A 12,171-nucleotide genomic window follows, 5' to 3' on the forward strand; every position below is an offset into this window, starting at 1 on the left:
AGTATGTTGAAGCGTTCCGCGAGAACGATGTTGACGGCAGGGTCTTGCCGCTTCTGCGCGACGAGGATCTGAAGGAACTCGGTGTCAGCCTGGGCCACCGAAAGCTGATGCTTGCAGCAATCCAGGACATGTCGCGCGACCATGCCGAGGCGGCAGAAAATACCGGTGAGGCATCCATTGCCTCGCAAGTGGAAGAACATGAGCCTGCGCGGCACTCCACAGCGACCGACATTGGCGATGCGCCCGATACGAAAACGCCCCCCGTAGCTGCCGAGCGCCGCCATCTGACCGTTCTTTTTGCAGATCTTGTGGGTTCGACCGAATTGACGAACCGCTTCGATCCCGAGGACATGCGCACCCTGCTTCAGCGCTATCAGGATGGTGTTGCGGGGGCGGTCAGCCGATACGGCGGCTATGTCGCGAAATATCTGGGTGACGGGTTGCTCGTCTTTTTTGGCTGGCCCAGGGCTTACGAAGACCACGCGGTCCGCGCGATCAAGGCGGGGCTCGATGCAGTGCAGCGCGTGAGCCAACAGCAGGCGCCGGACGGCAGCCCCTTGGCCGTCCGCATCGGCGTGGCCAGTGGCGAAGTCGTGGTCGGCGACACGATTGGCGAGAACACTTATGAAGAAGGCGCCATGACCGGGCCGATCCTGAACCTGGCCTCGCGCATTCAGGAACATGCGCCGCCCAACACCATCGTGTTGCCCGAAGAGGGAACAGAAGCGTCGCTGCACCGGATTTTCGAGTTCTCCTCGCTTGGAGCGGTGGCTCTGAAAGGGTTCGAAGCCCCGCGCAAACTGCTACAGGTACGGGCAGAGCGCAGCGCCGAAAGCCGCTTTCGCGCGGCCCATGGCGGAGATTTGTCCAGCGCCCTTGTGGGCCGCACACTCGAGAAGGGAATCCTCAAGCAGGCATGGCATCACGCGAAAGACGGCAAAGGCGAAGTTGTGCTGCTGTGCGGCGAAGCCGGTATCGGGAAATCGCGGATCGCCGAGGAATTCCTGGCCGACGACGCTGTGGCGGGATACGCCGATATCATCCGGCTGAACTGTTCCCCCTACCTGACCGGCAGCCCGTTCCACCCTGTCACGGAACGCATCTCGCAGGATGCAGGCGTTGCACCGGATTTTGACGATGACCGCATTCTGGAACATGTGAGCGCCATGCTCAGAGCAAGGCAGGGGCTGGACTGGCAAGCTGTGCTGCCCGCATTCGCGGCGCTGGTGGCGCCGCGCAGCAAGATCGCACAGAAGGTGCTGGCGATGTCGCCGCAAGAACAGCGGAACATCACCATCCAGACTTTGGTCGACACCGTGAAAGTCCGGGCCAGCGTGCGGCCGGTCATCCTGTTCGTTGAAGACGCGCACTGGATCGATCCTTCGACCAATGCGCTGCTCGACCGTTTCAAGGATGTCTGCGCCGATCTGCCGTTGATGATCCTGGTTACCCACAGGCCAGACTGGTCGCTTGCCCAATCCGAAGGCGATGTGCATGTCCAGACCCTGCAACTGCGCCGTTTCGATGCCGATCACGTCGCAGAGCTGGTACGGAATGTGTCGGGACAGGAACCCGATCGCGATCTGATCGACATTATCATCCAGCAAACCGATGGCGTGCCGCTTTTCGTCGAGGAATTGACCCGGGTCATCGGGGCGTCAGGCGCAAGGGGAAAAATAAGTATTCCATCGTCGCTGAAAGGGACGCTGATGGCGCGTCTCGACGCGGTATCGCAGAATGCGAAACAGGTTGCTCTTGCCGGGGCGGTGATCGGCCGCGAGTTCGAGCCGGCCCTTCTGACCGCGTCCATGGCGGACAGCCGGATCGACATACCCGCCTGTCTGGAGGAGTTGCGCAACGCCGGGCTCATCTTCGAAAGCGGCCACAGCCGAAGGAAATACGTCTTTCGTCACGCCCTGATCCGCGACACGGCCTATCAATCCATGCTGGCAACGACACGACGGCAACAGCACGCGCGCGTCGCCGAAGCCCTGAACGAATTGCGCTCGGCAGAAATCGCCCGGCAGCCCGAACTGGTCGCCCGCCACCTGACCGAGGCCGAAGACTGGCCCGCGGCTTTCCAGCGGTGGCGATCCGCAACCGAACTGGCACTGGCCCGTTCTGCCAGCCGCGAGGCAATCTCGAACGCCAACGAAACCCAAAAGGCCGCCCGCCATTTGGGCGGCGAAGAATCCAAGGCTGTCATCGCCGCAAAGATATTGATCGGCCGAAGCTATGACAGCGCCGGTCGCCTGCCCGACTGTATCGCGATCCTCGAAAAAGCGTGGAATGCCGCACGCAAGATTGGTGATGCCGAACTTGCCGCGGACGCGGCGAACCACTTTGCCGATGCAGCCATGATGGCCAGCGACTGGCATGCCAAGGCGATCCTGTTCTGCAATCAGGCCCTGGAGGACCTTTCGGAACAGGACGAAAAACGCCGTGCCGGGCTGAAAAGTCAGCTTGCGCGCGCCTACGCGTTCACGGGGCAATACGAAAAGAGCAGCGCCTTCGGGCGAGAAGCCATGGAGTTGGCCGCCAAGCTTGGCGACCACAAGGCCCAGTTCTCGGTCATGATGTCACGCTTCGGAGCTCCGTTCATTGCGCGCAGCAAGGATGAGCGGGACCATTGGCGCGAGAACCTTCAGGCTATGCACAGCGTCGCCGAGAAGCTGGGTACTATAGATCAGGGCCGGGACCGGACGCTCAGCCTGTTTCTAGGGGCCGAAATGGCCGACCGCCAGCTGATGGATCATTCGCTGGACATGCTGACTGACATTTCAAAGAAGGAAAACCACCTCCAGCTTTACTGGGTGCAGGTTCACGCCCGTGCGATGATCGCGATCCTGGAGGGAGATTTCGAACTGGCCGAAAGATATGCGAACGAAGCCGTCAAGATCGGCCGCCGGACCCATGGGGAACATGTCGAAGGCGTTTACGGAGTCCAGATGTTCACAATTCGGCGGGAGCAGAACCGCCTTCAGGAAGTGGCCCCGGTAATCAAGCGCCTGATGTCGGAGAGCCCCGAAGACACGACATGGCAACCCGGCTTCGCAGTGATCGCAATGGAACTGGGCTTCAGGGACGCCGCTGAACGCATTCTGAACGAACTGGCCGAAACAGGCTTCGAACTGCCCAAGGACGCGCTTTACTCCACCACGCTTTCTTATCTGGCAGATATTTGCGTGGCGGTCGGACACGAGGAGCACGCAAAGACCGTTTACGAAAAACTGATGCCCTATGAGAAGCTGACCATTACCGCAGGCGCCACGACAGTTTGTGCCGGGGCAGCTTCGCGGCGGTTGGGCAGTCTGGCGGGGCTACTGGGGGATTGGGATGCGTCCGACCACATGTTCGAAACTGCCATCGAGATCGATGCCAGCATGAAGGCACCACCCTGGATCGCACACAGCAAGGCGGCCTATTCAGCTGCGCTGCGGCGACGCGGGAGGAAAAAGGACATGGAGCGCGCCCTGCAACTTGAGGCCGAAGCGTTGGCAGTAGCCAGGAAACTCGATATGGTCAAGTTAAGGGCCAAGTTGGAAGCCACGACAATCTAAAAACGAATTCCCCGTATTGCGAGGATGAGATGCCGAGATTCATTATTGAAAGAAACTTTGCGGAAAAGCTGGAAGTCGACGACGAAGCAAAGAAGCATATCAAGTCGATCAACGACGAAGAAGGCATTGAATGGATCTTTTCCTTTCTCAGCGCCGACAAGCGGAAGACCTACTGTCTGTATGAAGCACCCGACGAAGACAGCTTGCGCAGGGCTGCTGAAAGGTTGAACATTCCGGCTGACGTGATCACGCCCGTCGACCGGATCGACCCAGGCATCTTCGCTTGATTGGAACATTAAAACTGCATTTTGTGCGTTTGCCTCAGCGACCAGCCCGCCTCAGGTCTTGTCAGAGGGCCTTGTTTTGAGGCCGACCAACAGCCACCAAGGTCTCATTGAGAGGCCGCTCCGGGCTTGTTCCGGCTGTTAGCTGCAAAATGCACGAAGGTCTGCTGTGCAATAAACGTTGAGCTGCCCCCCTCCTCTGGTTCCTCCCCGGTGCCAAACGTATGCGGGGGGGCTCAGCGCGGCGGTTTGCTAGCGACTGGATTCCTCACCGGGGAATCCACCTGGAATCCACCTGGAATCCACCCTGCGGGTGCCTGCCGGAAATTCAACTCCAAATCAAAGGCTTACGAAATCATGAACTGGCCAGGGTGGATTCCCGGTCGGAATCCAGGGAATCCACCCCCGGGGAATCCACCCCCGCCGGAAGCCAGCCTGCTGGGAAGGCTTTGAATCCACTTCACTTTTCAGATTGACAAAGCTGCCCCCCTTTGACCTACCCATTGATCATCGAAGAATAGCGCCCGGAGGACACCCCTCTCGGGCGCTTTCGTTTTCCCCTACATCCGAGACCCGCCCCATGGACCTCGTCTTCGCGCCGAGCCAGATCGAAACCTGGCCAATCGAGCGGCTGCGCCCCTATGCCAGCAATGCCAAGATGCACGGCGAGGACCAAGTGGCGAAGATCGCCGCCAGCATGGCCAGGTTCGGCTGGACGGTTCCCTGCATGGTGGCCGAAGATGGCGAACTGATCGCCGGTCACGGTCGGGTGCTGGCCGCCACGATGCTGGGGTTGACCGAGGTGCCCGTAATCCGGCTTAGCCATCTCGACGAGGCTGAGCGCCGGGCCTACCGCATCGCCGACAACAAGTTGACGGAACTCGGCGACTGGGACGAAGCCCTGCTGCGCGACGAAATCGCCGGACTGCTTGCCGAGGATTTCGACCTGGATGTTCTCGGCATCGATGACGAAGAACTGGAAGCCCTACAGCGCGACCCCGAGGCGCTGGGCGGTGATGGCCCGGTCGAGGGTGAGGACGATGTACCGGATATTCCGGTCACGCCAGTGTCTGCGCCGGGCGATCTCTGGCAGCTCGGGCCGCATCGTCTGATCTGTGGCGACAGCACGAGCGCCGATGTGGTCGGGCGACTGCTGGGCGATGTGCGTCCCCTTTTGATGATCACCGACCCACCCTATGGCGTGGAATATGACCCGTCCTGGCGCAATCAAGCCGGCGCGGCAAAGACCCGGCGCACAGGCAAGGTGCTTAACGATGACCGCGCCGACTGGCGCGAGGCATGGGCGCTGTTTCCCGGAGATGTCGCCTATGTCTGGCACGGGGCGTTGCATGCCGCGACGGTGGCCGAAAGTCTCACGGCAGCAGGCTTCGCCATCCGGTCGCAGATTATCTGGGCCAAGGACCGGCTGATGCTCAGCCGCGGCGATTACCACTGGCAGCATGAACCCTGCTGGTATGCTGTGCGTGCCAAGGGCAAGGGCCACTGGGCCGGAGATCGCAAGCAGACAACGCTCTGGCAGATCGTTAACAGGGACCAGGACGCCGACACGGTATGGCCGTGCAACCCGCGGGAATTGCGGGAGAATCTTGGCTCAAAAAGCACAGGAAAACTGAGACTGGAGTGGCTGGCAGCGCTTTCAGACAGATTCTAATTGGTCTCAGCTCGGACAATAATCATGCCCTTTATGCCGCAGCAAACTGGCGCCACTCGGCGAGAGCAGCAGCGCGGCTGAGCTTGAAATTCTGTCGGCTGGTGAGGCTGCGCTCCGAGTTGAAATGGTTGAAGACCGAGGCGTGGACGGAAGCAAATTTCTGCAAACTTCGCATGCGCCGGAACCGCTGCATCGCCCGCTCTCGTCGTCGGAAAGGCAGGTGCGAATTCTCAGCCCTGTTGTTCAGCCAGCGACCTGTTTCCTGCCTGTGGGCATTGCCGATGTCTTTCATCGCCGCACCGTAGGATCTCAGCAGGTCAGTCACCAGGACATCAGGTCGACCGTGGCGCTTCATTGATTTTCTGAGAAATTTCAATGCGGCCTTCTTGTCCCTAGTCTTCGTGACGTAGCTTTCCAGGACCTCACCTTCGTGGTCGACGGCCCGCCAAAGGTAGTGCCTTTCTCCATTGATCTTCACGAACATCTCATCCAAATGCCACCGCCACTGTGGCCAGGACCGAAACCGCTCAGCGCGTTTCTTGCGGATCTCGGACGCAAACATCGGACCGAACCTTTGCCACCAGAACCAGTCGTTTCGTGACTGACATCGATGCCGCGCTCATGAAGCAGATCCTCGACGTTGCGCAGTGAAAGGGAAAATCTGACGTACAGCATCACCGACTGGCGAATGATCTCTGGGCTGCTGCGGAAGTATTTGAACGGATCACGTTTCGGCGTGCTGAGAGGCTGCGAGACCGCCCTGCCCGTCTCAACCGGATTCCTTCTGACACCGCCAACTGCCCCGGTTGGGCATAGGTCGATTGCCCGCAGGCCCACCAAGAAACAAGCGCAATTCGACATCAATTGTTTGCTTCGGCAGTGCAACCGAATTCGCCGACATCAAGCGCTCAGGTGTCGGCAAGTGTGGACGTATAAGTAGACCGCTGAATCTTTTGGCGACATATCCAGCCAGAATGCGACGCGCCATCCGGCGACTACACGCCAATCAGATATGAAAAAACGACCTGTCTCTCATCTCAAATTATGCTTGTAGATCGCAGGTGGCGGGTTCACTAACTAGAAGGTCAGGGACGTTGCACATCACCGCCAAGGTTCCCACCAGAGTATCTAGCTGCGCCGTCGTCGGCAGGAGAGACAAGCATGAAATTCCGTTTCCCCGTCGTGATTATTGATGAAGACTTCCGTTCCGAAAACTCTTCGGGGCTAAGCATTCGCTCGGTCGCACAAGCCATTGAAAACGAGGGATTTGAAGTCCTTGGAGCGACAAGCTACGGCGATCTATCGCAGTTTGCGCAACAGCAGTCACGGGCAAGTGCCTTTGTCTTGTCCATCGACGACGAAGAATTCAGCCCTGGGCCCGACCTAGACCCGGCGGTGCTGAACCTGCGCAACTTCATCGAGGAAGTGCGCTGGAAGAACGCCGATGTGCCAATTTACATCTACGGTGAGACCAAGACCAGCCGCCACCTACCGAACGATATACTGCGCGAGTTGCACGGCTTCATCCACATGTTCGAGGACACGCCAGAGTTCGTCGCGCGCCATATCGTCCGCGAGGCCAAAAGCTATCTCGAGGGGATCCAGCCGCCGTTCTTCAAGGCGTTGCTGGACTATGCCGAGGATGGGTCATACTCGTGGCACTGTCCGGGCCATTCTGGCGGCGTCGCCTTCCTCAAAAGCCCGATCGGGCAGATGTATCACCAGTTCTACGGCGAAAACATGCTGCGGGCCGACGTCTGCAACTCGGTCGAGGAATTGGGCCAGTTGCTGGACCACAACGGCGCGATCGGTGCCTCCGAGCGCAACGCCGCACGCATCTTCAATGCCGACCATTGCTTTTTCGTGACCAACGGCACCTCGACCAGCAACAAGATGGTCTGGCACCACACTGTCGCCCCCGGCGACGTGGTGGTGGTGGACCGCAACTGCCACAAATCGATCCTGCACAGCATCATCATGACCGGCGCGATCCCGGTTTTCCTCAAGCCCACCCGCAACCATTACGGCATCATCGGGCCGATCCAGCAGGCCGAGTTCGAGATTGACGCGATCAGGTCCAAGATACGCGCCAACCCGCTGCTGGCCGGGGTAGATGCCGACACGGTCAAGCCGCGGATCATGACACTGACGCAGTCTACCTATGACGGCGTGCTCTACAACACCGAGACCATCAAGAGCATGCTCGACGCCTACGTGGACAACTTGCATTTCGACGAGGCCTGGCTGCCGCATGCTGCATTCCATCCGTTTTACGGCACTTATCATGCGATGGGCCGAAAACGGGAACGTCCGCGTCACTCGGTCACCTATGCCACCCAGTCGATCCACAAGTTACTGGCCGGCATCAGCCAGGCTAGCCAGGTGCTGGTACAGGACTCCGAAGACACCAAACTGGACCGCCACCTGTTCAATGAAGCTTTCCTGATGCATATTAGTACCAGCCCGCAGTACAGCATCATCGCCAGCTGCGACGTGGCGGCAGCGATGATGGAGCCCCCGGGCGGCACTGCGCTGGTCGAGGAGAGCATCCTGGAGGCCCTGGATTTCCGCCGTGCCATGCGCAAGGTCGATGCAGAGTTCGGGCAGGACGACTGGTGGTTTCAGGTCTGGGGACCGGACGAACTGGCCGAAGAGGGCATTGGCCGCGCCAAGGACTGGGTGCTGAAAAAGACAGACGCCGACGGGGTGCAAGCCTCGGACGGGGAAGAGGCCTGGCACGGGTTCGGCGATATGGCGCCCGGGTTTAACATGCTTGACCCGATCAAGTCCACCATCATCACGCCGGGCCTGAACCTGGACGGCCGGTTCGAGGAAACCGGCATCCCGGCCTCGATCGTGACCAAGTTCCTGGCAGAACACGGCGTCGTGGTGGAAAAGACTGGTCTCTACAGTTTCTTCATCATGTTCACCATCGGTATCACAAAAGGCCGCTGGAATACCCTTTTAACTGCCCTTCAGCAGTTCAAGGACGACTACGACCGCAACCAGCCGATGTGGCGGATAATGCCAGAGTTCTGCGCCAAACATCCTCGTTACGAACGCTTGGGGCTGCGCGACCTCTGCCAGCACGTGCATTCGCTCTATGCCAAATACGATGTCGCCATCCTGTCGACCGACATGTACCTGAGTGATCTGACCCCGGCGATGAAACCCACCGACGCGTTTTCGCACATCGCCCAGCGCACCACCCAACGGGTGCCGATCGACGAGTTGGAGGGGCGGATCACCACCAGCCTCATCACTCCCTACCCCCCAGGCATCCCTCTGCTGATCCCGGGTGAGGTATTCAACCGCAAGATCGTGGAATACCTGAAATTCAACCGCGCGTTTGCGCGCGAATGCCCCGGATTCGAGACCGACATTCATGGTCTCGTACAGGAACTCGGGCCCGATGGCGTCGTACACTATTTCGCCGATTGCGTCGCGGAATGAACACATCCACCGGCCTCCGGATAAGTGTCAGCAGGACCGGCTCGCAAATACGGGCCGGATCCTACAACCTGCGGATCGGCTGACCTGCCACGAAAGCCTCGATTGCCTCGACCGTATCCTGATAGAACAGCTGCCACGTCTTTTCCGTGACATAACCTAGATGCGGGGTCAGCAGCAGCCTGTCGCCGAATTCTGTCAGCGCCGCGCGCCACGCGTCCGAGGTCGGCAACGGCTCGGTTTCGAAAACGTCGATCCCGGCCAACGCCGGACGCCTCTGGCGGAGGCCCTCGAACAGGGCTTCGCGGTGTACCAGACCTGCCCGCGAGGTGTTTAGGAAGATCGCGCCCTCGGGCAGGGCCTCGAAGGCGGCAGCCCCAACAACACCCTGGCTGCGTTCGGATAGCACCATGTGCACGCTCAGCACGTCCGAGCGCTCGGCCAGCTCGACCAGGCTACCAGCGCGTTCCACACCCAGCACCTCGGTCCGTTCAGCGGTCAGGTTTGGCGACCATGCAGACACTTCCATCCCAAGAAGCGCGCCGATCTCGGCCATTTGGGCCCCGATAGTGCCCAATCCCACGAGACCAAGCCGCAGTCCCGCAAGGTCCCGCCCGGGCTGTCCCTGGAAACCGCCCCCCTTCAGTCGGCCAACCTCTGGGATCAGGCGGCGCGACAGGGCAAGCATCATGGCCAGCGTCAATTCGGACGTGGTGGTCTTGCGTGAGCGCGTGCCAGATACAGGAATACCGCGAGCGCGGGCGGCCTCAACGTCGATGCTCAGGTTGCGTGGACCGGTAGTCACGATCAGCCTAAGCGCTGGTAGCGCTTCAATCACTTTGCGGGGAAACGGGGTGCGTTCGCGCATCAGGCAGATCACGTCGAAGGGCTGCATTGCCTCGACAAGCGCGTCGCCCAGCGGCTGGTCGAAAAATGTCACCTCGGCCTTCAGCCGGGACCAATCGGCCATTGTTTCGGCAACACCGGCCCAGTCATCCAACACTGCAATCTTCACGTGGTCCCCCTGTATGTCATGCTAACATCACCGACAGCATTATTGCCGCAGCACGACCTGTGGCAAACCCCAGATCTTGGCAAGGATCTGGGACAAGCGCGGAACAGTTACAATCCGGACCGGGCCAAGGCACCGACCAGTCGGCCTAGGAACGGCATCCTTCGCCTTGCTGTATCGAAACAAGGCCAGAGTGCCAACGTCCCGACGCTGGAGCCAGGGGCAAGCCGCCGCAATTCAGTAGCGGTATTGTTTGTCGAACCCGCGGCCGCCTAATCTGGCCAGAACGGGCTGGCATGGATCGCGGAAAGGAAACCTAGACAAGACGACCGGCCATCGCTACCAGCGCTGGTGTTCCGCCGGAGGAGACTCAGGATTACCCAATTTCCCTGCCACGGGCATATTGACGGCCCCATCGTCATTATCGGCTTCGGCTCGATCGGTCGCGGCACCTTGCCCCTGATTGAACGTCATTTCGAATATGACGCCAAAAAGGTCTACGTGATCGAACCAGAACTGTCCGATCACACTTTTCTTGCTCAGCGCGGTATTCACCATGTCGAGACGGCGATCACCCGCGCGAACTACCGCGAGGTGCTGGCTGGGATCTTCGAAAGGGGCAAGGGATTCTGCGTCAATCTCAGCGTCGACACCTCGTCTCTGGACATCATGATCTTTTGCCGAGAGATGGGCGTTCTCTATATCGACACCGTTGTCGAACCCTGGGCCGGCTTCTATTTCGAGACCGAGAATAATGCAGCGCGCACCAACTATGCCCTGCGACAAGCGGTGCGCGACGAGAAGGCCCACAACCCCGGCGGCACCACTGCCGTTAGCTGCTGTGGTGCCAACCCCGGCATGGTAAGCTGGTTCGTCAAAGAAGCCTTGATGACACTGGCCCGCGATACCGGGCGCAGCGACCCTCAGCCGACAACACGCGAGGGCTGGGCCAGCCTGATGATGTCGCTGGGGGTGAAAGGCATACATATCGCCGAGCGTGACACCCAGAAATCGACCCGGCACAAGAAGATGGGTACCTTCGTAAACACCTGGTCCGTCGAAGGCTTCATCTCGGAGGGGTTTCAGCCCGCCGAACTCGGCTGGGGCACGCACGAGACCTGGTTCCCCGAAAACGCACACCACCATGCCAAGGGCTGCAAAGCCGCTATCTGGATAGAACGCCCCGGCGCGATCACCCGCGTACATACCTGGTGCCCGACCCCTGGACCGCAGTTCGGCTTCCTTGTGACCCATAACGAGGCGATCTCGATTTCGGACTATTACACCATTGGCGATGGGGCCGCACCCTTGTATCGCCCGACTTGCCACTACGCCTACCATCCCTGTGACGACGCGGTGCTGTCGCTGCACGAGACATTCGGCTCGGGTAAGTTACAGGCTCGGTACCATATCCTGGACGAGAACGAGATTACCGACGGTATCGACGAGTTGGGCGTGCTGCTCTACGGGCACGAGAAGAACGCCCTGTGGTTTGGATCACGCCTGTCGATCGAGGAAACGCGCTACCTAGCCCCCTTCCAGAATGCCACCGGGCTGCAGGTCTCTTCGGCGGTACTGGCTGGAATGGTCTGGGCGCTGGAAAATCCGCAAGCAGGTATCGTCGAAACAGATGAGATGGACCACGCCCGTTGCCTCGAGGTCCAGCGCCGCTATCTTGGGCCGGTCGAGGCCCACTACACCGATTGGACACCGCTGACAGACCGATGGTCGCAGTTCGCCGAAGACATCGACGAAAGCGATCCCTGGCAGTTCCGAAACGTTTTGGCAAGCTGAACCAGAGGCCTAGTGCTGCCAAGCAAAATCGAACCAGTCTGCGCAAGCGTGGTATGACTGTATTTGGGGGTGTCATTTGTGGACGGCTCCGGTTTTGCAAGGGATTTCGTGAGGCGAGGAGATCGAGGCAGGTTGCGGTCATTTGTCCGGCCTATCGGCGCGGCATGGTTAACCGCTGGCCTTGATGAAGTCCGCATGCTGGGTTCCTTTCAGACAGGCGAGCTTTGACGCCCTGACACCACCCCGGAATGTCCCAGCAGCAGTTCCGTCCGATCATCATCATTCACTTATGCCCTTGCATCTCGTTTAGCGGCGTCTCTGTCGCCGCCATTCCCTCCTTCGTTCAGATGGTAGGCGGGGCCTGATAGATTTCTTCCTTCACGAGCAGCGTCCAAGCAG

At 59.7% G+C, this 12,171-nt stretch carries 6 protein-coding genes and 1 pseudogene; 5 read left to right on the forward strand and 2 right to left on the reverse strand.

Annotation, left to right across the window (positions count from 1 at the left end; genetic code table 11):
• The 3 genes from BLT75_RS23565 to BLT75_RS23575 form a co-directional block, all read left to right on the forward strand.
• Positions 1–3,560, forward strand: a 3,560-nt coding sequence (locus BLT75_RS23565; RefSeq protein ID WP_093038120.1) for an adenylate/guanylate cyclase domain-containing protein, incomplete at its 5' end; no start/stop codon positions are given.
• 29 nt (positions 3,561–3,589) lie between these two features.
• Positions 3,590–3,847, forward strand: a complete 258-nt coding sequence (locus tag BLT75_RS23570; RefSeq protein ID WP_093038123.1) for a DUF4242 domain-containing protein — start codon at positions 3,590–3,592, stop codon at positions 3,845–3,847.
• 577 nt (positions 3,848–4,424) lie between these two features.
• Positions 4,425–5,516, forward strand: a complete 1,092-nt coding sequence (locus BLT75_RS23575; protein WP_245706643.1) for a ParB N-terminal domain-containing protein — start codon at positions 4,425–4,427, stop codon at positions 5,514–5,516.
• 31 nt (positions 5,517–5,547) lie between these two features.
• Here the strand turns inward: BLT75_RS23575 and BLT75_RS23580 are convergent.
• A pseudogene (locus tag BLT75_RS23580) lies at positions 5,548–6,191 on the reverse strand (IS6 family transposase).
• Between the two features lie 486 nt (positions 6,192–6,677).
• On the opposite strand from BLT75_RS23580, the gene BLT75_RS23585 reads away from it, so the two are divergent.
• Entirely contained in the window at positions 6,678–8,969 is a 2,292-nt protein-coding gene (locus BLT75_RS23585; RefSeq protein WP_093038126.1) for an arginine/lysine/ornithine decarboxylase, read from the forward strand.
• Between the two features lie 61 nt (positions 8,970–9,030).
• On the opposite strand, the gene BLT75_RS23590 is transcribed toward BLT75_RS23585, so the two are convergent.
• Entirely contained in the window at positions 9,031–9,981 is a 951-nt protein-coding gene (locus tag BLT75_RS23590; RefSeq protein WP_093038129.1) for a D-2-hydroxyacid dehydrogenase family protein, read from the reverse strand.
• Positions 9,982–10,353: 372 nt separating this feature from the next.
• On the opposite strand from BLT75_RS23590, the gene BLT75_RS23595 reads away from it, so the two are divergent.
• Complete coding sequence (locus tag BLT75_RS23595) at positions 10,354–11,772, forward strand: homospermidine synthase (RefSeq protein WP_093038133.1); 1,419 nt, start codon at positions 10,354–10,356, stop codon at positions 11,770–11,772.
• The last annotated feature ends 399 nt before the right edge of the window (positions 11,773–12,171 follow it).

This window comes from Ruegeria marina (assembly GCF_900101475.1).
GTDB classification, from domain to species: Bacteria; Pseudomonadota; Alphaproteobacteria; order Rhodobacterales; family Rhodobacteraceae; genus Ruegeria_B; species Ruegeria_B marina.